This window comes from Terrabacter sp. R4-6 (genome assembly GCF_057529065.1).
In genome coordinates, this window is sequence record NZ_CP197224.1 from 2,290,035 (window position 1) to 2,314,389 (window position 24,355).

16 protein-coding genes and 2 tRNA genes are annotated in these 24,355 nt (G+C 70.3%); 12 read left to right on the forward strand and 6 right to left on the reverse strand.

What is annotated here, in order from left to right; genetic code table 11:
• Window positions 1-8 precede the first annotated feature (8 nt).
• From recF to ACSSS0_RS10815, 10 genes are all read left to right on the forward strand, one after another.
• Window positions 9-1,319 (forward strand): DNA replication/repair protein RecF, encoded by a 1,311-nt coding sequence (gene recF / locus ACSSS0_RS10770; protein ID WP_487231147.1) that lies wholly within the window; start codon window positions 9-11, stop codon window positions 1,317-1,319.
• Entirely contained in the window at window positions 1,312-1,896 is a 585-nt protein-coding gene (locus ACSSS0_RS10775; protein ID WP_487231148.1) for a DciA family protein, read from the forward strand. Before recF ends, ACSSS0_RS10775 begins: the two co-directional genes overlap by 8 nt.
• Window positions 1,897-2,128: 232 nt before the next feature.
• Complete coding sequence (locus tag ACSSS0_RS10780; RefSeq protein ID WP_487231149.1) at window positions 2,129-3,607, forward strand: protealysin inhibitor emfourin; 1,479 nt, start codon at window positions 2,129-2,131, stop codon at window positions 3,605-3,607.
• A gap of 249 nt (window positions 3,608-3,856) precedes the next feature.
• Window positions 3,857-5,278 carry a M4 family metallopeptidase gene (locus tag ACSSS0_RS10785; protein ID WP_487231150.1) on the forward strand — a complete coding sequence of 474 codons (1,422 nt, stop codon included), beginning with the start codon at window positions 3,857-3,859 and terminating at the stop codon, window positions 5,276-5,278.
• A gap of 513 nt (window positions 5,279-5,791) precedes the next feature.
• Window positions 5,792-7,942 carry a DNA topoisomerase (ATP-hydrolyzing) subunit B gene (gene gyrB / locus ACSSS0_RS10790; RefSeq protein WP_487231151.1) on the forward strand — a complete coding sequence of 717 codons (2,151 nt, stop codon included), beginning with the start codon at window positions 5,792-5,794 and terminating at the stop codon, window positions 7,940-7,942.
• A gap of 134 nt (window positions 7,943-8,076) precedes the next feature.
• Window positions 8,077-10,887 (forward strand): DNA gyrase subunit A, encoded by a 2,811-nt coding sequence (gene gyrA / locus ACSSS0_RS10795; RefSeq protein ID WP_487231152.1) that lies wholly within the window; start codon window positions 8,077-8,079, stop codon window positions 10,885-10,887.
• Window positions 10,884-11,546: a DUF3566 domain-containing protein gene (locus tag ACSSS0_RS10800; protein WP_487231153.1), complete on the forward strand. Its 663-nt coding sequence runs from the start codon at window positions 10,884-10,886 to the stop codon at window positions 11,544-11,546. The genes gyrA and ACSSS0_RS10800 overlap by 4 nt, the downstream gene beginning before the upstream one ends.
• 179 nt (window positions 11,547-11,725) lie before the next feature.
• A tRNA-Ile gene (locus ACSSS0_RS10805) sits at window positions 11,726-11,802 on the forward strand.
• A gap of 29 nt (window positions 11,803-11,831) precedes the next feature.
• The gene (locus tag ACSSS0_RS10810) at window positions 11,832-12,011 is read left to right on the forward strand and encodes a DLW-39 family protein (RefSeq protein WP_487231154.1); all 180 of its coding nucleotides are present in this window, start codon (window positions 11,832-11,834) and stop codon (window positions 12,009-12,011) included.
• 18 nt (window positions 12,012-12,029) lie between these two features.
• Window positions 12,030-12,105: transfer RNA gene (locus ACSSS0_RS10815), tRNA-Ala, on the forward strand.
• Window positions 12,106-12,184: 79 nt separating this feature from the next.
• On the opposite strand, the gene ACSSS0_RS10820 is transcribed toward ACSSS0_RS10815, so the two are convergent.
• On the reverse strand, window positions 12,185-12,520 hold the full coding sequence (locus ACSSS0_RS10820; RefSeq protein ID WP_487231155.1) for a tyrosine-type recombinase/integrase: 336 nt from the start codon (window positions 12,518-12,520) through the stop codon (window positions 12,185-12,187).
• A 696-nt stretch (window positions 12,521-13,216) separates the two neighbouring features.
• Here ACSSS0_RS10820 and ACSSS0_RS10825 point away from each other — a divergent pair.
• Together ACSSS0_RS10825 and ACSSS0_RS10830 are read left to right on the forward strand one after the other, a co-directional pair.
• Window positions 13,217-13,483, forward strand: coding sequence for a helix-turn-helix transcriptional regulator (locus ACSSS0_RS10825; protein WP_487231156.1), 267 nt, complete (start codon window positions 13,217-13,219; stop codon window positions 13,481-13,483).
• Window positions 13,480-14,769, forward strand: coding sequence for a type II toxin-antitoxin system HipA family toxin (locus ACSSS0_RS10830; RefSeq protein ID WP_487231157.1), 1,290 nt, complete (start codon window positions 13,480-13,482; stop codon window positions 14,767-14,769). The genes ACSSS0_RS10825 and ACSSS0_RS10830 overlap by 4 nt, the downstream gene beginning before the upstream one ends.
• Window positions 14,770-15,316: 547 nt before the next feature.
• On the opposite strand, the gene ACSSS0_RS10835 is transcribed toward ACSSS0_RS10830, so the two are convergent.
• The 5 genes from ACSSS0_RS10835 to ACSSS0_RS10855 all read right to left on the reverse strand — a co-directional run bounded on the left by ACSSS0_RS10835 (window position 15,317) and on the right by ACSSS0_RS10855 (window position 24,270).
• Window positions 15,317-17,686 (reverse strand): caspase, EACC1-associated type, encoded by a 2,370-nt coding sequence (locus ACSSS0_RS10835; RefSeq protein WP_487231158.1) that lies wholly within the window; start codon window positions 17,684-17,686, stop codon window positions 15,317-15,319.
• Entirely contained in the window at window positions 17,683-18,075 is a 393-nt protein-coding gene (locus ACSSS0_RS10840; protein ID WP_487231159.1) for an effector-associated constant component EACC1, read from the reverse strand. Before ACSSS0_RS10840 ends, ACSSS0_RS10835 begins: the two co-directional genes overlap by 4 nt.
• A 175-nt stretch (window positions 18,076-18,250) precedes the next feature.
• A complete protein-coding gene (locus ACSSS0_RS10845; RefSeq protein ID WP_487231160.1) occupies window positions 18,251-21,856 on the reverse strand; it encodes an RICIN domain-containing protein in 3,606 nt (1,201 codons plus the stop codon).
• A 509-nt stretch (window positions 21,857-22,365) separates the two neighbouring features.
• Window positions 22,366-23,526, reverse strand: coding sequence for a hypothetical protein (locus tag ACSSS0_RS10850; protein ID WP_487231161.1), 1,161 nt, complete (start codon window positions 23,524-23,526; stop codon window positions 22,366-22,368).
• Window positions 23,527-23,652: 126 nt separating this feature from the next.
• Entirely contained in the window at window positions 23,653-24,270 is a 618-nt protein-coding gene (locus ACSSS0_RS10855) for an antitoxin (protein ID WP_487231162.1), read from the reverse strand.
• Window positions 24,271-24,355: the final 85 nt, after the last annotated feature.

The window sequence follows — 24,355 nt, forward strand, 5'->3', positions numbered from 1 at the left end:
CACCCTCCTTGCACGTCCGTCACCTGACCCTCAAGGACTTCCGCAGCTACCCGAGCGCCGAGCTCGCGCTGACGCCGGGCGTCACCACGCTCGTGGGCCTCAACGGTCAGGGCAAGACGAACCTCGTCGAGGCGGTCGGCTACCTCGCCACGCTCGGGTCGCACCGGGTCGCGACCGACCAGCCGCTCGTGCGGTTCGGCGCGGCGCAGGCGATCGTGCGTGGGGCCATCGTCCGCGACGACCGCGAGACGATGGTCGAGCTCGAGATCACGCCGGGGCGCGCCAACCGGGCCCGGCTCGGGCGCTCCCCCGTCTCGCGACCGCGCGACGTGCTCGGGACGGTGCGCACGGTGCTCTTCGCGCCCGAGGACCTCGCCCTCGTCAAGGGCGACCCGTCGGAGCGGAGGCGCTTCCTCGATGAGCTGCTCGTCCAGCGCCAGCCGCGGTGGTCAGGCGTGCGGTCGGACTACGACAAGATCCTCAAGCAGCGCAACGCCCTGCTCAAGTCCGCGGCGCCGGTGCTCCGCAAGGGGTCCAGGCGACCGCCCCGCCCGCCGCGCGACGGCGAGCAGCCGCTCGACGAGGCCCGCGAAGCGGCCCTGCACACGCTCGACGTGTGGAACGACCACCTGGCCTCGGTCGGTGCCCAGCTGCTCTACGCGCGGCTGCGGCTGCTGCGCGACCTCGTCCCCGACCTCTCCGAGTGCTACGACGCGGTGAGTGCTGCCTCGTCGAACGCCCGCGCCACCTACAAGAGCTCGCTCCACGAGGACCTCGCCAAGCGGCTCGCCGCCGGTGAGGTCCCCGAGATCGACGAGCTGCGCACCGGGATGCTCGAGACCCTCGAGCACGTGCGGTCCAGCGAGATCGAGCGCGGCATCTCCCTCGTCGGGCCGCACCGTGACGACCTCGTCCTCTCGCTCGGCGAGCTGCCCGCCAAGGGCTACGCCAGCCACGGCGAGTCGTGGAGCTTTGCCCTGGGACTCAAGCTCGCGGCATACCGCCTCCTGCGGCGAGACCTCGGCGACGACCCGGTGCTCGTGCTCGACGACGTCTTCGCCGAGCTCGACTCCGGGCGGCGCGAGCGGCTCGCGGCGCTCGTCGCCGACTGCGAGCAGGTGCTCATCACGGCCGCGGTCGGGGCCGACGTGCCCGACGTGCTCCGAGAGAACGGCACCACGTATGCCGTCGTGCTCGGTCAGGTGCAGTCCGCCGGGTCCGCCCCGACCTCCGTGGAGGATGCCGGGGAGGATGCCGGGGAGGATGTCGTGGACGATGCCGTCGTCGAGGAGTCCGGTGGGGAGGACGACGATGAGTGACGAGCCGCCCGGGGCCGAGGGGCCCGAGGCGGCGGGTGCCTCCGAGGACGCGCCCGAGCCCACCGACGAGGACACCCGCATCGCCGACGCCGCGGCGTCCGCGCTGGCGCGGGCGCGGGCGGGCGCGGCCGAGAAGGGGCTGCGCCCCGGGATGCGGCCGAAGAAGCGCCGCCGCCCGATCGGCAACGCGCCGGTGCTGTCGGGCTCGGCACGCGACGGCCGCGACCCGGCCCTACTCGGTGACCAGCTCGACCGGCTGCTGCTCGACCGCGGCTGGAAGGTCGACGTCGCGGTCGGCTCGGTCATGGGCCGCTGGCCCGAGATCGTGGGCCCCGACATCGCCGGGCACGTCGAGCCGCTCACCTTCGTCGACGGGATCCTCACGGTGCGCGCCGACTCGACGGCCTGGGCCACGCAGATGCGCCTGCTCGCGTCGTCGCTGCTCGCCCGGATCGACGAGGAGATCGGGGCCGGCGCCGTCAGCGAGCTCAGGGTCGTCGGTCCGAGCGCGCCGTCGTGGAACCGCGGTGCCCGCCGCTCCCCCGACTCGCGGGGACCGCGCGACACCTACGGCTGACCGGTCTGTTTGGATGACCGGCCGTTCGGCAGGTCGGCAGGTCGGCGTCGAGGGTCGGCCGCGCTCAGACCCCGGAGAGTCCGATGAGGACCACGGTGGCGACGAGCAGCACGGTGGCGGCGATGATGATCCACCCCAGCGCGAGCGGACCCCCGACGTTGATCCTGATCACGCTGCGAACTGCAGGACGGCTCGGAGGGCGGGTGTCGGTGTTCCGACGCAGACTGTCGTCATGACCTCGACGCAGCCTTCGACGCAGACCAGGACGCCGCACTGCACGATCGTCCCGCCCTACATGCTCGAGGCCATGGCGGCCAGCGACGAGCCGGCCCTCGCCGCCCACGCGCGCGAGGCCCTGCGTCACGACCAGGACCTGCGCTCCTCGCGCCGCACGCCCATGGCCCGCCCGACCACGCGCCGGGCACCGCGTCGCGAGGACGTCGGCTCGCCCACGGCCCACGGCACGGGACCGCACCGCACGATCGCCGACGCCAAGGGCACCCAGACGACACCGGGCACGACGGTGCGCACCGAGGGCGCGGCCTCGACCGGCGACGTCGCCGTCGACGAGGCCTACGACGGGCTCGGCGCGACCTGGGAGCTGTGGTCGACGGCCTACGACCGGGACTCGCTCGACGGCAAGGGGATGCCGCTGCTCGCGACCGTCCACTACGGCCGCAACTACGACAACGCCTTCTGGGACGGCTCGCAGATGGTGTTCGGCGACGGGGACGGCGTCGTGTTCGAGCGGTTCACCCAGAGCCTCGACGTCATCGGGCACGAGCTGGCGCACGGCGTCACCGAGCACACCGCCGGCCTGCTCTACCAGGGCCAGTCGGGCGCACTCAACGAGTCGATCTCCGACGTCTTCGGGGTCCTCGTCAAGCAGAAGTCCCTCGGGCAGAGCGCGGCGCAGGCCGACTGGCTCGTCGGCGCCGACCTGCTCAACGCCTCCGTCAAGGGCCGAGCGCTGCGCGACATGCGCAACCCCGGCACGGCCTACGACGACCCACGGCTCGGCACGGACCCGCAGCCGGCCCACATGGACGACTACGTCGAGACGCAGGACGACAACGGCGGCGTCCACATCAACTCCGGCATCCCCAACCGCGCGTTCGTGCTCGCGGCCGACGCGATCGGTGGCAACGCGTGGGAGGGCCCGGGCGCCATCTGGTACGCCGTCGTGTCGGGTGACGGGATCAAGGCTGACTGCGACTTCGCGACCTTCGCCGGCCTCACGGTGGCCGCCGCGGGCAGCGCCCATGGCGAGGGATCGGCCGAGCAGACGGCCGTCCGCTCGGCGTGGGAGCAGGTCGGCGTGCTCACCGAGGACGCGGGTGGGCCGGCGGGTGGGGCGGACGGCGCCGGGGGTGCGGTCCCCGCGCCGGGACCGGCCGGCGGTGGGACCTCCGGGCAGGCGCCGGGCGCCGACACCCAGGTGGTGCTCCGGCGCACCGGCGGGTTCGCCGGCCAGGTGCGCGAGCGGCGGCTGGCCCTCGGCGACCTGTCCGAGCGGGACGCCAAGGACTGGCAGCACCTGCTCGAGGCGCCGACGCTCCAGCGCATCGCCGCCTCGACCGAGCGCACCCATCCCGACGCCTACATCTACTCCGTCGTCTGCGACGAGGCCGGGTGCGACGTGACGCTCCAGGAGCCGCACCTGCCCGAGGCGATCCACTCCCTCTTCGAGCGCACCCTCGCCCACGACTGAGCCACCGCCACACCTCGCCCCGCAGCAGAACGTCCCCGTCCGGGACCAGCCCGACCCGGGGACGCCGCCGCCGCGGAGCCGTTCGCCGGGCGCTGTCGGGGGTCACGATCCGAGCGATGTGCCCGGCTCGTCCCGACCCGGGGGTCGGCCCTGCCGAAACGAGGGGAAGTCTTTACGAATCCTTTCCGGACGCGGACCTCCCGCGCGTGGTTGCCTGTGTCGTTGGCCCCACTTCTCGAAAGGTTCGACATGCGTCGTACGCCTCTCATCGCCACCGCCTCGGTCGTCGCCGCGGTGGCAGCCCTCCTGTCGACGGCGGCCACCGGCTCCGTCGCAGCGCCCCTGCCCGCCGCCGCCGGCGCCTCCGTGCCCGCGGACCTCACCCTCGTCCAGGTGCGCCAGAGCTTGCTCGGGTCGCACAGCTGGTACGCCCAGACCTACCGCGGCGTCCCGGTGCTCGGCGGCTGGTACGCCGTCCACACGACGGGTGCCTCCGCCTCGACCGACGACGGTCGTCGCGCCGTCACCGGCCTCACCTCGGTCTCGCCGGGCCTCGCGCGGGCGTCCGCAGCGACCGCCGCGAAGGGCCACGGCAACGCCCGCGCCAGCCGGCTCGTCGTCGTGCCCGGTGCCGCCGGAGCCCCGGCCACCCTGGCCTGGGAGGTCACGACCGACCGGGACAAGCAGGTGCTCGTCGACGCGCGCAGCGGCCGGGTCACGAAGGTCACCGACGAGCGCGTCCTCGCCAGCGGCTCCGGCAAGGTCTTCGACCCCAACCCGGTCGTCGCCCTGCAGAACGAGTCGCTCAAGGACGCGAACAACGCCGACTCGGCCGTGCCGGCGTCGGCCTACAAGACGGTGACGCTCGCCAACCTCGACGGCTCGGGCTACCTCAAGGGCAGCTGGGCCACCGTCACGAACAGCAAGAAGGGCAAGAACGCCGCCGCCTTCTCGTCGACGCTGTCCTTCCCCTACACGCGCAGCGACACGCGCTTCGAGCAGGTCAACAGCTACTACGCGGTCGACCGGGTGCAGACCTACATCCAGTCGCTCGGCTTCGCCGACGTCAACCACGAGGCCCAGGACCTCAGCGTCAACACGACGACGCAGGACAACTCCTGGTACACCCCGAGCCAGGACACCATCACCATCGGCACGGGCGGCGTCGACGACGGCGAGGACCAGGAGGTCGTGTGGCACGAGTACGGCCACGCGGTCCAGGACGACCAGGTGCCCGGCTTCGGCAGCAGCTCGGACGCCGGCGCCATCGGCGAGGGCTTCGGTGACTACCTCGCGGCGACGATGTCGCAGGCCAACTCGGCCGACACGGCGACGACCCCGTGGGCCTGCGTCATGGACTGGGACTCGACGTCCTACACGTCGACGACCCCGCACTGCATCCGTCGGCTCGACACGACCAAGACCGTGGCCAACCGCACGGGCGAGGTGCACGACGACGGCGAGATCTGGAGCCACGCGCTCTGGGACGTCAACAAGGCCCTCGGCCGCGACAAGGCGACCCGGATCATCCTCGAGGCCCAGTTCTCCTACGCCCCGTCGACGACCTGGGCCGCTGCAGCGCAGAAGACCGTCGACGCCGCGACGGCCCTCTACGGCTCGACCGACGCCGCCACCGTCCGCGCGGCCTTCCAGGCTCGCGGCATCCTCTGATCGCCGGGGGTCCACCCCACCGAGGACGGATGCCGGGAGGTCGGGTTCCGCTGGGACCCGGCCTTCCGGCATACGCGCGTCACGGGCTCGTGCGCGGGTCGTGCGCGGGTCGTGCGAGGTTCCGGCGCGGTTCCGGCAGGTTCCGGCGAGGTTCCGGCGAAGCCGGACGACCTGTGGACGACGGGTGTCAGCGCGCTCGGTACGGAGGAGAATGGGCGGCGGCGGCAGCCGCGAGGCGCCCGACGGCGATGCGGCGGGTGAGGGTGCCTGAGGGGCGCTGGAGCCCCCGGGCGTGATCCTCCCCTCGGATCCACGGGTGCTCGGGCCGGAAAGTGGCCGTTTCGCGCGTCTGAGGGCACGGTTTCCGGCGCCGGACCGTTAGACTGATGAGGTTGCGGCTCGACGTCCACGTCGAGCCGCCCGCATGAGGTCTGACCACCGAGGAGAGCCGTGTCCGACGCTGACGAGCCGATCACCACCAGCACCACCCCCAGTTCCACCGGATCCGACTCCGTGGCAGCACCCGACACAGCGACTTCCGACACCACGCCTCCTGCGGCACCCCCGGCACCCGCGGTCCCGGCCGACGTCCGGCCCAACGGCGTCGACTACGACGCGAGCGCGATCACCGTCCTCGAGGGTCTCGAGGCCGTGCGCAAGCGGCCCGGCATGTACATCGGGTCGACCGGTCCCCGCGGTCTGCACCACCTCGTCTACGAGATCGTCGACAACGCCGTGGACGAGTCGCTCGCCGGCTACGCCGACACCATCGACGTCACGCTCCTCGCCGACGGCGGCGTCCGCGTCAAGGACAACGGCCGCGGCATCCCGACCGACATCCACCCGGTCGAGAAGATCAGCGCCGTCGAGCTCGTCCTCACCCAGCTGCACGCCGGCGGCAAGTTCGGTGGCGGCGGCTACAAGGTCTCCGGCGGCCTGCACGGCGTCGGCAGCTCCGTCGTCAACGCCCTCTCGACCCGGCTCAAGGCCGCGGTCCGCCAGAAGGGCCACGTCTTCCGGATGAGCTTCACCGACGGCGTGCCCGACGGGCCCCTGGAGAAGCAGGAGGCCACCGACGAGACCGGCACGACGATCACCTTCTGGGCCAACGCCGACATCTTCGAGACCGTCAACTACGACTTCGAGACCATCCGGGCCCGGATGCAGCAGATGGCCTTCCTCAACAAGGGCCTGACGATCAACCTCGTCGACGAGCGCATCGAGCAGCCCGCGGGCGAGCGCGACGTCGACCTCGACGACCTCGACGAGGACCTCGAGGTCGTCGTGGAGTCGACCGAGGACGACGAACCCCACGACACGGGCGCCGACTCCGGCTCCGGCGAGAAGAAGACGCTCACGGCCAAGCGGGTCAGCTACCGCTACGACAACGGCCTCGTCGACTACGTCAACCACATCAACGGCAGCAAGCGCAGCGAGCCGGTCCACCCCGAGGTCATCTCGATCGAGGTCGAGGACGAGGCCCGGTCGCTGAGCCTCGAGCTCGCGATGCAGTGGACCAACGCCTACAGCGAGTCGGTGCACACCTACGCCAACGCGATCAACACCCACGAGGGCGGCACCCACGAGGAGGGCTTCCGTGCGGCGATGACCAAGCTCGTCAACGACTTCGCGCGCCGCCAGAACCTCCTCAAGGACAAGGACGAGAACCTCACCGGCGACGACGTCCGAGAGGGCCTCACCGCCGTCATCTCGGTCAAGCTCGCCGAGCCGCAGTTCGAGGGCCAGACGAAGACCAAGCTCGGCAACTCCGAGGTCAAGGGCTTCGTCCAGCGCGCCATGACAGACGAGTTCGGCCACTGGCTCGAGGCGCACCCCTCCGAGGGCAAGGACATCGTCCGCAAGTCGGTGCAGGCCGCGGCCGCGCGCATGGCGGCCCGCAAGGCCCGCGAGGCGACCCGGCGCAAGGGTCTGCTCGAGTCGGGCGGCCTGCCGGGCAAGCTCAAGGACTGCCAGAGCAAGGACCCGAGCATCTCCGAGGTCTTCATCGTCGAGGGCGACAGCGCCGGTGGCTCGGCCACCCAGGCCCGTGACCCGTACACCCAGGGGATCCTGCCGATCCGCGGCAAGATCCTCAACGTCGAGAAGGCGCGCATCGACAAGATCCTCGCCAACAACGAGGTCCAGGCGCTCATCTCCGCCTTCGGCACCGGCATCGGCGAGGACTTCGACATCGAGAAGGCGCGCTACCACAAGATCGTCCTGATGGCCGATGCCGACGTCGACGGCATGCACATCCGCACGCTGCTGCTGACGCTCCTCTTCCGCTTCATGCGCCCGCTCATCGAGGCCGGCTACGTCTACCTCGCGCAGCCGCCGCTCTTCCGCCTGCGGTGGAGCAACGCCGAGCACCAGTTCGCCTACAGCGACCGCGAGCGGGACGGCCTGCGCCTGCTCGGCGAGGGCAAGGGCTGGCGCCTGCCGAAGGACAACCCGATCCAGCGCTACAAGGGCCTCGGCGAGATGAACTACCAGGAGCTCGGCGAGACGACGATGGACCAGAGCACCCGCACGCTGCTCCAGGTCACGCTCGACGACGCCGCCAAGGCCGACGAGGTCTTCGCCGTCCTCATGGGTGAGGACGTCGAGTCCCGTCGTTCCTTCATCCAGAAGAACGCCCGCGACGTGAAGTTCCTCGACATCTAGCCGACCGATGGCGTATGCCGGCAGGCCCGCCCCGCTGGGACGTGACGTTCCACGTGAAACGGGCGAGACGGCATACGCCATCACCGGCGCCCCACGAACTGTACGAATGTGACTGAGAGACAAAGGGATCTGACGTGAGCGACGACCTGCCTCCCAACGATGGAGACGACGTCAACGAGACGCCCGACACCGAGACGTCCGGTGACGAGACGCCCGACCAGAGCATCGAGGACATCCTCGGGCCCGACCCGGACGCCACCGACGCGGACGAGGACGAGGGCGACCCAAACGCCAGCGCGGTCGTCGTGCCGGCCGACATCGGCCAGCACGACCGGGTCGAGCCGATCGACCTCAACACCGAGATGCAGCGCAGCTACATCGAGTACGCCATGTCGGTCATCGTCAGTCGCGCCCTGCCCGACGTGCGTGACGGCCTCAAGCCCGTGCACCGGCGCATCGTCTACGCGATGTACGACGGCGGCTACCGCCCCGACCGCGGCTACAACAAGTGCGCGCGCGTCGTCGGCGACGTCATGGGTCACTACCACCCGCACGGCGACTCGGCGATCTACGACGCCCTCGTGCGCCTCGTGCAGGACTGGTCGCTGCGCTACCCGCTCGTCGACGGCCAGGGCAACTTCGGCTCCCGTGGCAACGACGGCGCCGCCGCCCCGCGATACACCGAGTGCCGGATGGCCTCGATCGCGATGGAGATGGTCCGCGACATCGAGCAGGACACCGTCGACTTCGTCCCGAACTACGACGGCAAGACGATGCAGCCGGCCGTGCTGCCGAGCCGCTTCCCCAACCTGCTCGTCAACGGCTCCGCCGGCATCGCCGTCGGCATGGCCACGCAGATCCCTGCGCACAACCTGCGCGAGGTCGCGGCCGGCGCGCAGTACTACCTCGACCACCCGGACATCTCGCGCGAGGACCTCCTCGAGGCGCTGCTCGGCATCATCAAGGGCCCGGACTTCCCGACCGGCGCGCTGATCATGGGGCACAAGGGCATCGAGGAGGCCTACCGCACGGGCCGCGGTTCGATCATCATGCGGGCGGTCGTCGAGGTCGAGGAGATCCAGAACCGCCAGTGCCTCGTCGTCACCGAGCTGCCCTACCAGGTCAACCCGGACATGCTCGCGCTCAAGATCGCCGACCTCGTCAAGGACGGCAAGATCTCGGGCATCGCCGACATCCGTGACGAGACCTCGGGCCGCACCGGCCAGCGCCTCGTCATCGTGCTCAAGCGCGACGCCGTGGCCAAGGTCGTGCTCAACAACCTCTACAAGCACACGCAGCTGCAGACGACGTTCGGCGCCAACATGCTCGCCCTCGTCGACGAGGTGCCGCGCACGCTGCCGCTCGACGGCTTCATCCGGCACTGGGTCGACCACCAGGTCGAGGTCATCGTCCGGCGCACGACGTTCCGCCTGCGCAAGGCCGAGGCCGACATCCACATCCTGCGCGGCCTGCTCAAGGCGCTCGACCGGCTCGACGAGGTCATCGCCCTCATCCGTGGGTCGCGCACCGTCGACGTCGCCCGCGACGGCCTCATCGAGCTGCTCGAGATCGACGAGATCCAGGCCAACGCGATCCTCAACATGCAGCTGCGTCGCCTCGCGGCCCTCGAGCGCGAGAAGCTCATCGAGGCCCACGACGAGCTGCAGGCCCTCATCGACGAGTACACCGCGATCCTCGCCTCGCCCGTGCGCCAGCGCGAGATCATCAGCGAGGAGCTCGCCGAGATCGTCGAGCGCTACGGCGACGAGCGACGCACGACGATCGTGCCCTTCGACGGCGACATGTCGATGGAGGACCTCATCCCCGAGGAGGACGTCGTCGTCACGATCACCCGCGGTGGCTACGCCAAGCGCACCCGCGTCGACCAGTACCGCTCGCAGAAGCGCGGCGGCAAGGGCGTGCGCGGTGCGTCGCTGCGCGGCGAGGACGTCGTCGAGCACTTCTTCACGACGACGACCCACCACTGGCTGCTCTTCTTCACCAACCTCGGCCGCGTCTACCGCGCCAAGGCGTACGAGCTGCCCGAGGGCTCGCGCGACAGCAAGGGCCAGCACGTGGCCAACCTGCTCGCCTTCCAGCCCGGTGAGCAGATCGCCCAGGTGCTCGCGGTCCGCGACTACGCCAAGGCCGACTACCTCGTCCTCGCCACCCGGGCGGGCCTCGTCAAGAAGACCCGCCTGGCCGACTACGACTCCAACCGCTCCGGCGGCCTCATCGCCGTCAACCTCCGTGAGGGCGACGAGCTCGTCGGTGCCGGCCTCGCCTCCAACCGCGACGACCTGCTCCTCGTATCGCGCAAGGGCCAGTCGGTGCGCTTCACCGCGACCGACGAGGCGCTGCGTCCGATGGGCCGCTCGACCTCCGGTGTCACGGGCATGAAGTTCCGCGACGGCGACGACCTGCTCGCCATGTCGGTCGTCGAGGAGGGCGAGAGCCCCGACGTCTTCGTCGTCTTCGAGAACGGCCTCGCCAAGCGCACGCCGGTCTCGGAGTACCGCCTCCAGGGCCGCGGCGGTCTCGGCATCAAGGTCGCCAAGCTCTCCGAGAAGGGCGGCGACCTCGTCGGAGCCCTGACCGTCATCGACACCGACGAGGTCATGGTCGTCATGGAGAAGGGCAAGATCGTGCGCTCGCGCGTCGACGAGGTGCGCCACACCGGCCGCTCGTCGCAGGGCGTCAAGTTCGCGACGCCCGACAAGGGCGACTCGATCGTGGCCGTGGCCCGCAACGCCGAGTCCGCGATCGTCGTCGGTGAGGTCGAGGACGGCGAGGGCGCCGACGGTGAGAGCCTCGCTCCGGCCGGCGACGCGTCGTCCGCTCCGGGAGCGCCCGCTACGGTTCCCGGCGTCGATGGCGTACCGTCGGACCAGACGTCGGGTGACGAGGCGAGCTCGTCGGACACCGACAACGGAGGTGACGAATGAGCGCGACCAGCCCTGAGGGCTCCGTGAGCGGCCCCGGCACGTCGACTCGGACGGGCAGCGGCTCCGGCATCACCGACGACCAGGGCCAGAACGGCTCGTACTACGCCTCGAGCGGGTCGTCCGGCAGCACGTCGGGCGCCTCGGGCACCGACCAGGCCACGTCGCTCTCGCGGGGGGCGGTCACCAACCGCACCGCCCCGACGCAGCGGGTCGGCTCCGGCCAGTCCGGTGCGGCGGCGTCGACGTCGGCCGCTGCAGGTGCGCGCACCACGACGGCGCACCGCAAGCCCAAGGGCCCGCGCCGCGTCCGCCTCGCCGTCGCGCGCGTCGACCCGTGGTCGGTCATGAAGATGAGCTTCCTGCTCTCCGTCGCGCTCGGCATCGCCGGCGTCATCCTCACGGCCGTCCTGTGGATGATCCTGTCGACGATGAACGTCTTCACCGACATCGAGGGCGTGCTCCAGTCGCTCCAGACCACGACGTCCGACCCGTTCTCGATCAAGGACTACGTCGGCTTCGGCCGCGTCGTGTCGCTCTCGATCGTCATCGGCGTCATCGACGTCATCCTCATGACGGCGATCGCGACCGTCATGGCCTTCCTCTACAACATCTGCTCGGCGCTCGTCGGCGGCGTGCAGCTGACGCTCACCGACGACTGAGACCCGCCCCGGCGGGTCCTCGGCCGGCGTCTCGGACGCGGCCACACGGCATACGCAGGCGGCCCTCGCCCTCGCGGGCGGGGGCCGTTTTGTATGAGGCGAGGTGCATCGGGTAACGTTTCCCCTCGCGTCCGGTCGTCATCTCTGACGAGGTGGATCGGCCGCGCGAAGGTGACGATGGGCCTATAGCTCAGACGGTTAGAGCGCTTCCCTGATAAGGAAGAGGTCGGAGGTTCAAGTCCTCCTAGGCCCACCATCACCGCCACCACGGAGAGGATCCCTCGCATGCTGAAGCGTCTCGCCCTCATCGGCGGCGCCATCGCCGGCGTCGTCTTCCTTCGCAAGAAGGCGAAGCAGCAGCAGGCCGAGCAGGACCTGTGGACCCAGGCCACCGACGACGTGCAGGCGCCCGTCGCACCGGCCACCGCTCCGACGGCGACCGACGAGGCCAACACCTCGTCCTGATGCCGCTCTCCCCCACTCGGGGCCATGGCGCAATTGGTAGCGCACCTGCTTTGCAAGCAGGGGGTTAGGGGTTCGAGTCCCCTTGGCTCCACCACAGGTCATTGCCCCTTTCCGGTCATCGGGGAGGGGCTCTTTCGTGCCCGTACTGCAAGTAAGTACTGCAGTTCCGGTCGTCAAGACCCTGATCCGAAGGCCTCCCCTAGTCTCTTCAGCGCCTCTCGCGTCGATGCGGCGGACACCTGGGAGTAGATGTCCATCGTCACGGCGATCTTGCTGTGTCGAAGGATGGCCATGGCCACACGCGGGTGCACGTCGAGCGCCACCAGCAAGCTCTCGCAGGTGCGCCGCGTCGAGTGCACGGGGATGACCGGAACGCCGGCCCGTCGGATGCTCGAACGGAACGCCCGCTGGAAGTTGCGTGGATCAATTGCGTCCCCGAACCGGGTTGTGAGCACAAGTCCGCTCGTGTTCCACGCCTCACCCGCGGGGAGACGGAACTTGTTCTGCACCGGGCGACGGTGGCGAGTGCCTCGACACAGGTGTGAGGCAGCGGGAGCGGAGCGTCGGAAGAGTGAGTCTTGGTCGGGCGGCGTACCAACTCTCCACCGACTCGCTGGACCTGCCAAGCGATGTGCGTCTCTCCACCGTTCACGTCGAGGTCTTCCCATCCGAGTCCAAGCAGTTCGCCGCGACGGAGGCCCAGGACCAGCATGAGCACGTAGCCGGTGTACGTGGGATCGTCGGTCACTCGAGAGGACTCGAGGAACTGCCGAGCCTGGTGGCGACGATGCTCTTCGTCCTGGCGCAGCGGGGCGAATACGCGAGGGCCATGAGGGCGGTGGCCGTGTGGTCATCGCCTTGGCGGTGCTTGGGCTGGCGACCAGTGGCCGGGCGGACAGCTCGGCGCTTGGATGGCGTCGCTGGTGACGGGCTGACCGTGATGCGGCTGCCTGTCGATGACGACTCGTCCCCGCGGATCACGCAGGTCCCAACCCGTCCCGGGATGAGGACCCCGTTGGATGCCCCTGTTGGAGCGCGCCGCGTCAACGGCTACGTCGGAGACGGCCTGGAGGCTGGGAAGGCCAGACTGTCGCGGTACCGTGACAATACCTTTTGTCGTGGAACTGTGACAAATACTTTTGTCGTGGTACCGTGACACTCTGAATTGTCGCGGTATCGCGAAAAATTCTGTACAAGGAGAGGCCATGCTCACCGCCACGGTGCGAGACCTGGGCGCCGCCCTGCGCGACGCTCGCCGTGCGGCTGGCCTCAGTCAAGAAGCGCTCGCCGACCGCGCGGGCGTGTCACGCCAGTGGCTTTCGCGCCTTGAGACCGGCACGAACCCCGGAGCCGAGCTCCGCAAGGTGCTTGACGTCCTGGCTGCACTCGGACTGGCCTTCAAGCTCGGCCCATCGCCGCAGCCCCGCTCCGACGCGGACCCCTTTGCCGATATGTTCGGGGACCCGTCATGACCAAGATGCACGTCTTCCTCGACGGCGTCCTTGCCGGCTGTCTGGAGCAGGCGAGCGGTGGGGCACTGAGCTTCACCTACGACGCCAGCTACACCGCCCAACGCTCCGCGACTCCGTTGTCACTGTCAATGCCGCTATCCGGCGCACGCCACGGCAACCGTGTCGTCTCGGCATGGCTGGAAGGGTTACTGCCCGATAACGCGGCCGTGCGCGAGGAATGGGGGCGCCGCTTCCAGGTGTCGGCACGAAACCCCTTCGCCCTTCTGCGTCACGTAGGTCGTGATGCCGCTGGAGCCGTCCAGGTCCTTCCCGTTGACGTTGACCCGCCGGACGCCGCTCAGCGCACGGGCGACGTACGCCGCCTGTCCCACGACGAGGTCTGCGCCATGCTGCGGGAACTGACCGTGCGCGATGCCGGCTGGGAAGTCGGGGAAGGTTCAGGACGTTGGAGCCTGGCCGGGGCGCAGAACAAGGTCGCCCTGCACCTGCTGGACGACGGGAACTGGGGCGTGCCGAACGACTCCACCCCGACGACACACATACTGAAGCCCACGCGCGCCGACACCCGATTCAAAGACCTGCATGTCAACGAGTTCGTGTGTTTGCGCGCCGCCGGCCTGCTTGGGCTGCGCGTCGCTGACGTCGACTTGGTAGATTTCGGCGGCGCGAAGACGCTGGTCTCCACCCGGTACGACCGGCGCCGCGCACCTGATGGCCAGTGGCTTCGTCTTCACCAGGAGGATCTGTTGCAGGCGATGAGTTACCCGCCGTCTAAGAAGTACCAGGCCGATGGGGGCCCAAGCGTTAAGAACGTCGCATCGCTGCTTGGCACGCTGGGGCTGGCCGACCGCGAGCCGGTGCGGACGGCGTTCTTCGACGCCTTCGCGTTCAACGTCCTGGTCGGGGGCACCGACGCGCACGCGAAGAACTACAGTCTGCTGCTGCGAGGCCCCCGGGTTGCGCTAGCGCCTCTTTACGATGCGGCCAGCTACGCGCCGTACTTGAAGCGCGGTGAGGCCGTGCACAGTTCGATGAAAGTCGGGCGCGCCGGGGAGGTTCGCGACGTCACTGTCGACGACTGGGTCGGTGTGGGGACTGCGCTAGAAATGCAGCCTGAACTGGTCCTGGGCCGAGTCGAGCACCTGCGCACTTGCCTGCCGGATGCGGTCGAAGAGGCGGCTGACTACGCACCGGCGCCGTTCAAGAAAGACGCGCATCGGGTAGCGTCTGCAGTCGCTCGGCAGAGACACTTGCACGTTCCGCGCCTGCCTCGCGCCCGCCGATAGGCCAGTCCCTCACCGATCCGCGGACTGAGGCGACGCCTACCTCGTCACGCAGGCGCTCATGATCGAGCCTCACGGGACGGGTAGTTTCGGACATAACGTAGCTCGAACTGGTGTTCGACACGCCGTGGGCACGCCGCTGAGTTCAGACATGGCCCCCGGTACGCCATGTGTACGTACGCACTCAGCGGGCGTCGGAAGCCGTGTGCCAGGAGCGCAACGTCCCTCCGAGAACTAGGCATGGCGCCAATACGGCAGTGGAGTACTGCAACGGGTTCCGCAGCATGCGAGCCCAGACGTCGTTTCACGGGGTGGCGTAGTGAAGGCCAACGGCGTGCGATGGGCGTGCTCCGAGTTTGCAAGCAGGGGGTTATGGGTTCGAGTCCCCTTGGCTCCACCAGCAACGACCTCGTCCTCCAGTGGACGGGGTCGTTCCGGCGTTCCGGGTAGGGCCTGGCGGGCTGGACGGCGCTCGTCGAGCGCGAGATCGGGCGACCCGCGCGTCCTGACGACATCGAGCGCACGATCCGGTGCCCGACGTCGCGCCCGATCAGGTGGGGGGAGGTGACGTCCCCTCGATCGCCTTGGTGCCGAGCAAGACTGCTGCCAGAAGGAGCAGCCCGCAGCCGAAGGTCAGCACCGGGACGGCGTGTGGATCGATCTCCCTGCGGTTGAGGAAGACCCATTCCGACACCGCGTAGCTCATGGCGCCCACGGCCCAGCCACCGAGCAGGACCCGCCCGACAGCGGGCTCGAGCAGTACCGCGGACACGGTGAACCCCAGGGTCGACAGTCCCCAGACCAGCGCGACGGCTGCCCAGTACGCCGACCCCTGCTCTGCGACGTGAATCGCGTAGGCGACGAAGACGGCACTCGTTGCGAACCCGACGCACAGGGCCACCCCCGACGGCCAGGTGTGCCGGTCGAACCGGCGGAACGGCACCGACGTGCGTGAGGTCACGGCGAGCAGGGTCACGAGAGCTGTCGTGCCGACGAGCAGCTCGCCGACCAGCGCCACCGACCAGCCGATGCCGACGCGGTCGGCTCCGGACGTGTTGAACACCCCGATGAGGGTGAGCGAACCTGCACCGCAGGCGGCGCCGGTCGAGGTGAGCAGTGCCACCGCCACCGGTGTCCTGACCCGGGGAACGAGCATCGTGACGCCGGCGGCCAGAGCCAGTAGGCCGCGGGTGACGGCAGCAGGGATCTGCTCGGGTGCGTTGTCGGCGTAGGTCCCGCCGTCGAACCAGGGCAGGAAGGTGCTCAGGAGGACGAGAAGCCCGCCGAGGAGGGTGACCCCACCCGCGACCCGTCGCCACGCGGGCGTCGTCATGCGGTTTGCGGCTGCGGGCGTGACCGGGTCGGAGTGCGCGGGAAGCTGGGTGCGATCGGCAGGCTCGTCGGGTGTCGCGTGGGGAGCGGACGGTTCCGGCCGTGGGACCGGCCCGGGCTCAGCCGTGGCAGCGGCAGGTCCCACGACGGTGGGCGACGCCCCTGACGCAGGTCGTGGAACGGACGCGTCGTCGCCTGGTGTCTCGACCGGCAGGAGGCGTCGCCCGACGAACTCCTCGTCATCGGCTCCGGAGTCGAAGGTGGGGTCCGTCCCGCCGGCCGGTGAGGGCTCGGGCGGGCGGGGAGGTGACTCGAGGAACCCCGTCCGGCGACCGACCGAGGCGGTGACCGGCACGATGACAGACCCCGTGGGACTCGTCAGGGTGATGCTCCCGGCATACGGCCTGTCGGTCGGGGAGAAGGTCACGGTCACGACGGAACGGTCCAGGACAGCGCTGAGCGGAGGGTCGGCATCGACCCGAACCTCCCGGGCCAGAGGTACGCCGCTGACGTGGAGCTCGCGCTCGACGGCGACCGCGGCCCCGTAGGCGATCTCGCCGAAGTCCAACGCCGGCGGGCTGACCCGTGGTGCCGAGGCCTCGATGACGGCGGCAGCATCGTCAGCGACGGACTTCGTGTCGGCGCGGGCGACCGCCTGCAGCGCCTCGAGGGCGCCCAGCGCAACGCCGAGGTCGGGGTGCCCGAGCCGGTCGCGCAGCTCGACGACAGCACCGCGCCGGTAGGTGGGGTCAGGCTCCCGCAGGGCGGCGACGATCGCCTCCGGGATCGGCACCGGCCGCACCTTCTTGTGCCGACTCTTCGCGAGGTAGACGTCACCGGACATCTCGACGTCCCGACCGGGCGTCTGGCGGGGGTTCTGCTCACGGACCCGGTCGAAGACGTAGTCGTAGAGCTCGCCCAGCGACACCAGGCCGTCCTCGTCACGGTCGGCCTCGCCGGTGAGCAGACCCTGGACCACGGCGGAGGTGAAGACCGACGGCTGCACCTCGTGGTCGCTGGTCAGCGTCGTGCCCTCGAAGGCGTACTCCATGGCACTGGAGGCGCTGATGACCGCGCGCCCACGGCCACCACCCAAGCGCCCTGCGGGGAAGCTCTCCATGACGTTGACCGGGCCGGCTGCCCTGACGGTGACACCCTCGCCGAAGGCACCGCCGTAGCAGCAGTCGAGGAAGAGCACGATGGTGCGCGCTCGCGCGGTGCGCATGCAGCGCTGGATGAAGTCCGCCGGCACGGCTGTGGATCCGAGGCGGTCCGGGCGGGTGTTGCGCGCCGCGACGAACAGCTCGCCCGAGTCGCTCTTGAGGCCGTGCCCGGAGAAGTGGAGCAGCAGCAGGTCGTCCGGACGGCTCTCGGTGAAGAGGTCATCGATGTGCGACTGGACCTCGTAGGAAGCCGCGTTGTGCACGATCGACACCTCGAAGCCGCCGATCTCCGGGTCACCGAGGACGGCTGCGAGGGCCCGCGCGTCGGCCTCGGGCGCGCGCAGCTGGCTGAGGCTCGTGTGGTCATAGGTGTCGTTGGCGATGATGAGCGCGCGCCGGGCGCCCGCCGGCGTGGTCTCAGTCATGGCGTGGACGCCTCGTGCCGCGCCAGGAAGACCTCGAGGAGTCGCTCCTGCTCGAGCGAGGTCGCCCCGGACAGCTCGATGACGTCGCCGCTGATCTCGAGCCGCACTGTCCTGTCCTCCTTGGGAGCCCGCCCGATCCAGGCGCGCACCGACGAGACGAGTCCCGCGAGGCCGCCCGAGCCGATCACGGCCACGGCCAAGGCGTTGACCGTCTCGGGGTCGAGGCCGCGTGCGCCGGGCTCCGTCGGTCCGGCGCGCCCTGTCGGAAGCGGCGCGACGTCGACGGCGTCGACGTGCCGCAGCTCCTGGCGGAACTGTCGGTGCAGCAGGTCGACCCGCGCGGCATCGGCTCCATGCTCGCGGAGCGTCACGTCGATGCTCGTCCCCATCGGCCCACCTCACGGCGCCGGAACCCCTTCTCTCGATGGTAGCGGCGTCGGCCACGCGCGCGACGAACCTTTGACTGCTCAACAAAGGACCAAGGCCCGGTTCGAGGTGTTCGCGTGCGCGTCTCCACGCGCGACACCTCGAACCGGGCCCGACCGGGGCTCCGACCGGCGCCGGCTAGTTCGCCGTCGCCGTCCAGCGCTGGGTCGCCGCGCCGGTGTCGGTCACCTGGACGACCTTGCCGGAGCCGTCGACCGCGAGCGAGAGCCCGCTGTGCTTGGCCGTCAGCTTCAGCTGCGTGCCCGACCGGGTGATCGTCCACTGCTGGTTCGTCGTGCCGGTGCACGTGTACTGCCCGACGAGTGCCCCGGACGTCTGCGAGCTGGAGAAGACGTCCATGCACTGCCCGCTCTGGGCGTTCTTCACCTGGTAGGCACCCGAGTCCTGCAGCGTCACGACCCACTTCTGCGAGGACGACGACGACACCGCCGCCGTCCCGAGCTGAGCCGAGCTCGACCCCGGCGCCTCGAGCGCGAGCCCCGACCCGACGTTGCCGAGCGAGTACTGCCCGTCGGCGATCGGCGGCGGCACGACGTCCTCGGTGCCCACGGTCATCGCGAAGACGTGCACCGCCGAGTTGGCCGGCAGCGTCACCGCGGCCACCTCCTTGGCCGGGTCGAGCCGCACCGTCTTCGTGTAGAGGCGGTACGCGACCGTCGGGTACGCCGCGCCGGTGGGCGTGTTCTTGCCCATCGTCGTGACGGCCGTCTTCGCGCCGTACGTGTCGGTCGCGAGGCAGCACCAGTTCGGGAAGCCGACGGTCACCGCCGCCGACGAGCCGTCCGTGTAGTGCACCGTCGCCGCACCTCCAGCAGCGCCGCTCGTCCCCGTCCCGAGGAAGGCCAGTGCGTTGCCGCGCCCCGAGACCTGGATCGTCTCTCCGGCCGAGGAGACGTTGTCCTTCGTCCCCGGCTGCGAAGACGGCCAGGTGAAGTCGAACCCGTTCGCCGTCACCTTCGCACCGGGCGAGACACCCTGTGCCGCAAGCCGTTCGGCGATGAAGCTCGAGCCGCCACCGTCGATGTCGCCAGCAGCCGGCGACGCCAGTGCCGTCACGCCGACGTTGCTGAAGGCGCTCGCGAGCGACGGGAACGCCAGGCGCGTCTTCGTCGCGTCGGTGACGGTCCGCGAGACGTCCCGGACGGTGTATGCCGCCGAGGCCGTCACGGCATATGACCCGGGTTGCGCTCCTGCCGGGGGTGTCACTCCGAAGCGGGCGGTGAAGGTGCCACCGTCCTTGAGGTCGGTGGCCGTCGTCGGCCCCGAGGCGACCGCCGTCCAGCCGGCCGGCACGCCGACCGACGTCGACGTCACCTGGACCGGCTTACCCGTGGAGTTCGTGAAGGTCGCCGTCACCTCGCGCGCCTCACCGGGCACCGAGATGACGGGTGCCTTGACGTCCAGTGCCACGTCGAGCTCGCCCGGCTGGGCGCCCCCGACCGCACCGGCGCCGGTGATCCGCACCGTGTGCGCGGCCCCGGTCGACATCGACACCGTCTTGACGTGGATGACGCCCGTGGCCGAGTCGTAGAACCACCCGGAGGCCGCCGCATCGAGCGCCGCCTTCGACGCCACGCCCCCGACATCCACCCCGTCGACGGCGACCGCGGAGGGCGCGGTGTTCGTGTGCACGGCCAGGCCGTAGCCCCGCGAGGCGGGCTTGCCGGCGTAGGAGCCGTCCACCGACCCGACGGTCACGGTCACCGGACCCTTGCCGGTCGTCGGCGCCGCGACGTCGAAGCGCTGGGACGCGCTCGAGCCGGACTTCCACGCCTGCGAGCGGCCGTCGTCCTCGTAGTTCGTGAACGTCGACGTGCCCGACGGGTAGACGTCGACGTCGAGCCGGCCGGAGTCCTTGCCGGCCTTCCAGTCGAGCGTGCCCTCGGGGAACATCGGCACGACGGCGCCGGCCCGGACGAAGAGCGGCAGCCGGTCGAGCGGCGCCTTGTAGCCGTTCACCGTCTGCTTGCCGGGGTAGAGCCGGCCCGTCCAGTAGTCGACCCACGTGCCCTCGGGCAGGTAGATGGCGTCGCGGACCGACGTGTCGGAGTAGACGGGCGCCACGAGGAAGTCGTCACCCGCGAGGAACTCGTACTTGGCCGCATCGCCCCACGTCGCAGGATCCTTCGGGTAGTTGGCGTAGAGCGGACGCGTCGGCCCCAGACCGGTGCGGGACCCGTTGACCGTGTGCGTGTAGAGGTAGGGCAGCAGGCGCTCGTGCAGCTGCAGGTAGCTCCGGTTGATCGACGTGTAGGGCTCGCCGTAGCGGTAGGGCTGCTTGTCCTTGGCCGCCCACCCGCTCATCGCGTACGTCATCGGCAGGAACATCTTCCACTGGAGGTCACGCGTGTACGTGTCCGCGCTGCCGCCGAAGATGCCGTCGACGTCACCCGTCGTGACCGGCTGCCCCGAGAGGGTCGAGCCGGCATACGTCGGGATCTGCCACTTGATGTAGTCCCACGTGCCCGACTGGTCGCCGCTCCACATCGCGCCGCAGCGCTGCGTGCCGGCCCAGCCCTCGATGGTGACGACGGTCGCGCGGTCGGTGCTGTTGCTCTCGATGCCGTCCCGCGCCTTCTCGCACGCGTCGAGCGCGAAGCGGTAGCCGGGGCCGACCCAGGCGACGTCGGTCTTGCGCACCCGCACGCCGCTCGCGACCTCGTAGGGCTGGTTCGTCAGGTCGGACTGGGTCCAGAGGCCGACCTCGGACCCGTGGTCGACGAGCATCTCGTGGGTCTCGGGGAGGTCCTCGTAGCCGCAGCCGTAGCCGTCGTTGACGAGCGTCCACCCGAGCGGCATGTCGTTGGCGGTGTAGCCGTCGGCGATGGCCGTCGTGTCGCGCAGCGTCTCCCGCTCGCCGCGGTTCGCGTTGTGGAGGTAGCAGTCGGCGTCGCCGAGCTCGAGCGCGTACATCGGCAGCATGAGCGGCCGGCCGGTCAGCTCGGTGTAGCCGTCGAGCACCTGCCGGGTGTCACCGACGAAGTAGTACGCGTCGAAGCGCTGCTCCTGGTGCGTGGTCCGGACGGGCGCGTGGAAGTCGTAGGTGCCCGGCGCGAACGTGTTGCGCAGCACGCCGTAGCCGGCGCTCGAGAGGTAGAAGGGCGCCGCGTTGGGGTTGCCGCCGTCGTCCCAGTTGTAGTCGCGGCTGATCGTGATCGCAGTGTCCCGGTGGCTGAAGCGGCCGTTCTGCATGCCGCCGCCGAAGAACTGCTCCTGTGCTCCCCGGGCCAGGGTCTGCGTCATACCGCTCGCGTTCCACGCCATCGGTGCGGTCTCGCGCAGCAGCTCGGCGCCGCTCGCGTCCTGCAGCCGGAGGGTGATCGGCGACTTCGTCACCGTGAGGCGCGCCTTCGCCGTCGAGATGACGTATGCCGTGCCGGTGTCCGTCACGCTCGACGCGCCGCCGGCGTAGTCGCGCTTGACGACGATGTCGGCATCGGGTGCGTCGGGGTCGGCGGGATCTGCCGACGCCGGGTCGGTGAAGGTGCCGTCGGGGGCCACCTGCACTCGCAGCAGGTCGGTGTCGTCGACCTCGACGCGCAGCTTCGCGACGCCGGAGCCGAACGTGTACGTGTCGCCGCTGCGGCTGTATGCCGTGACGTCACCGAGGTGGGCGTCCGCGGCCTGTGCCGGTCCGGACACGAGCACGAGTCCCGAGAGGGCGACGGTGGCGCCGGCGAGAGCACCCACCCCTCTCCGCACTGTGTGTTTGAAACTGCTCATTCAAGCATCCTTTCGCTCACAATCAGTCACCCTCTGTGGGTAGGACCGTAGGGGCGAGCGCAAAGGGGCGTCAAGAGGTCAGGGCAAATCGGACGGGACGGGACGAGCTCCCACCCGTCCTGGACCCCCCAGCGAATCCACGGGAGCTTCCTCTGGCGCAACCCGGCCTCTGGTGCCATGCTCGGTGGTGCAGCAATCTCCGAGTCCCTTCAGGGACACCGGAACTCGTGGGCATGATGCGTGGAAGGAACCGAACTGACCCGCTTGATGTGATGCAATCTTCATCGAGCCCCTCGCGCAACCAGCCGGACAGGGTCTAGACTGGTGGTAGCGAAGGGTTGGGCCCGCACGAACCGCGCCCAGCCCTTCTGCATGTGCTGGCTCGCTCTGTCCCCCTGTCGGAGCGAGCCAGCTCAAGCAGAGAAGGACCCGGATGCCCATGGCATCCGGGTCCTTCTCTGTGTGCCCTGGTCCGTGCCGGCCCCGAGGGACCGGCACCGACCGGGGTGTCAGCTCGTGCTGTCGCCCTTGTCCTGGGCGAGCTTGGCCTTGGCCGAGCCGCGCGGGGACGACTTCGTCGAGGCGCCGTTGATCGTGCCGCCCTCGACCGCGTCGGACGTGATCGCGTCGGAGTCGGGCGCGGCGTCGACCGCCGTGACCTCACCCTCGGCGGTCGCCGGAGCACCGGCGAGCTCGTCGGTCGCCTCGTCCGCCGCGTCGGCTGCGTCGTCCGCTGCCGTGTCCACAGCGTCCGTCGCGTCCGCGACGGCCTCGCCGGAGCGGTCCTTCGCGTCGGCGATCGCAGCCTGGCCCTTGGCCGCGAGGTCGCCGGCCTTGTCCTTGGCGGCGTCGGCGAGCTCGGAGCCCTTCTCCTTGGCCTTGCTCGCGGCGTCGGCGACGGCGTCCTTGGCGTGGCCCACCTGCTCGGCCGCCTTGTCCTTGAGCGTCGCCGCGTCGGAGGCCAGGGCCGAGGTCGTCGAGCCACCGGCGCCCGCGCCGGCGCGCGAGTCGAGCGGCGTGGCCCACGGGTCGTCGGCCTGCTTCTGCTTGCGGAACGCTGCGACAGCCGCGACGGCGGCAGCGGTCAGGCCGATGGCGATGAGCCACTTGCCCTTGCCGCCGCGCTTCTTCGCGACCGCGTCACCCTTGAGCACCGAGTAGGCGTCATGGGCACGGTGGCCACCGACGGCAGCCGTCTCCTTGGCCTGGGCGGCCGCCTGCTCGAGGTGCGGCTGGGCCGCCTCGCGAGCCTGCTCGGCGCCCGCCGCGAGCGCGGCTGCGGCCGTCGCGATGGCGGCACCCACCTTGGGCAGCACCGTGTCGACGAGCGTCGACTGCGCGGCGTCCACCTTCGGCTTGGCGCGGTCGGCGGCGTCGTAGAGGCGCTCGCGGGCCGTGTCCGCCGCGTCCGCCAGTGCGGGCGTCGCCGCCGCCTTGGCCGCGACGATCCGCTCACGCGCTGCGTCGGCGGCGTCCTGGAGCGCCGGCGTCGCGGCGTCCTTCGCGGCATACGCGCGATCCCTGGCGGCCGCGGCGGCATCGCTCGCGGTGTCAGCGGCGCTGTCTCTCAGCGTGCCGATCCGGTCACCTGCCGCCGACCCGAGATCGGCCGCTGCGGAGCGTGCCTGGTCAACTGCAGCCTCCGTGCGGGACTGCTTGGTTCGGAACATACGTCCTCCTAAGTCCACTCGTCCTTACCCATCCTGCCAACTTCGGCCACGCACCGCACGGATGCCTCCCGTGCGTGGACGGCATCGTCACCGATGCCGATCGCGTATGCGGTCACGCCCTGCCGTTCAGCTCGTGGCGTCGTGCGGCGGACCGGGCACCCGCGGCGCCGCATCGGCGTCCTCGGGGGCCGGCGCGCCCGCGTGCCCCACCGGCGCCGTCGGCGGGTGGTCGAGACCGAGGACGGTGTCCTCGAGCGTCGTGTCGGTCAGGGCCTCACGGGTCGGGACCGGCACGTCGCCGGCCGCCGCGTCGAAGGCGCGCTCGTCCACCGGCGTCGGGCGGTCGATCGGGGCCGGGGCCTCGAGCGGGCTCGCCGAGACGGGGGCCGGGGCGTCGGGGTCGACCGGGAAGGGCTCGCCACCCGTCACGTCCGTGGCTCCTGCTGCTGCCGCTGCGCCCGTGGCGGTCGTCGGACCCGAGGTGTGGCCCTCGGCGACCTTGTCGACGCCGCGGTCGACGTGCTCCCTGACCTTGGCCACCTTGTCGGCGTACTTGCCCTCGGTCTTCTCGTCGATCTTCGACGTGGCCGTCTCGACGTAGCCGTCGATCTTCTCGCGGTTCTGGGTGGCGTAGTCGCCCGCCTTCTCACGCGCCTGCTTGGCCGCCTGCGTGGCGGACTCCTGCAGCTGCTTGGCCTTGGTCTCGAGATCGAGCTCCTCGGCCTTCTTCTTCAGCTTGTCCATGAACGACATCGGCACTCCGTCCTCGCCGGCTCGGGGCCGGCTATTCATCGGGTCGCGTCCTCGACTGCTGTGAGGATGATCCTTC

Bases quoted from the DNA above. Each gene is read 5' to 3' on its own strand.
- ACSSS0_RS10830 (WP_487231157.1), top strand. From the start codon at position 13,480: ATGACCAAGATGCACGTCTTCCTCGACGGCGTCCTTGCCGGCTGTCTG.
- ACSSS0_RS10825 (WP_487231156.1), top strand. From the start codon at position 13,217: ATGCTCACCGCCACGGTGCGAGACCTGGGCGCCGCCCTGCGCGACGCT.
- ACSSS0_RS10810 (WP_487231154.1), top strand. From the start codon at position 11,832: ATGCTGAAGCGTCTCGCCCTCATCGGCGGCGCCATCGCCGGCGTCGTC.
- ACSSS0_RS10840 (WP_487231159.1), bottom strand. From the start codon at position 18,075: ATGGGGACGAGCATCGACGTGACGCTCCGCGAGCATGGAGCCGATGCC.
- ACSSS0_RS10785 (WP_487231150.1), top strand. From the start codon at position 3,857: ATGCGTCGTACGCCTCTCATCGCCACCGCCTCGGTCGTCGCCGCGGTG.
- ACSSS0_RS10800 (WP_487231153.1), top strand. From the start codon at position 10,884: ATGAGCGCGACCAGCCCTGAGGGCTCCGTGAGCGGCCCCGGCACGTCG.
- ACSSS0_RS10855 (WP_487231162.1), bottom strand. From the start codon at position 24,270: ATGGACAAGCTGAAGAAGAAGGCCGAGGAGCTCGATCTCGAGACCAAG.
- ACSSS0_RS10850 (WP_487231161.1), bottom strand. From the start codon at position 23,526: ATGTTCCGAACCAAGCAGTCCCGCACGGAGGCTGCAGTTGACCAGGCA.
- ACSSS0_RS10845 (WP_487231160.1), bottom strand. From the start codon at position 21,856: ATGAGCAGTTTCAAACACACAGTGCGGAGAGGGGTGGGTGCTCTCGCC.
- ACSSS0_RS10775 (WP_487231148.1), top strand. From the start codon at position 1,312: ATGAGTGACGAGCCGCCCGGGGCCGAGGGGCCCGAGGCGGCGGGTGCC.
- ACSSS0_RS10835 (WP_487231158.1), bottom strand. From the start codon at position 17,686: ATGACTGAGACCACGCCGGCGGGCGCCCGGCGCGCGCTCATCATCGCC.
- ACSSS0_RS10780 (WP_487231149.1), top strand. From the start codon at position 2,129: ATGACCTCGACGCAGCCTTCGACGCAGACCAGGACGCCGCACTGCACG.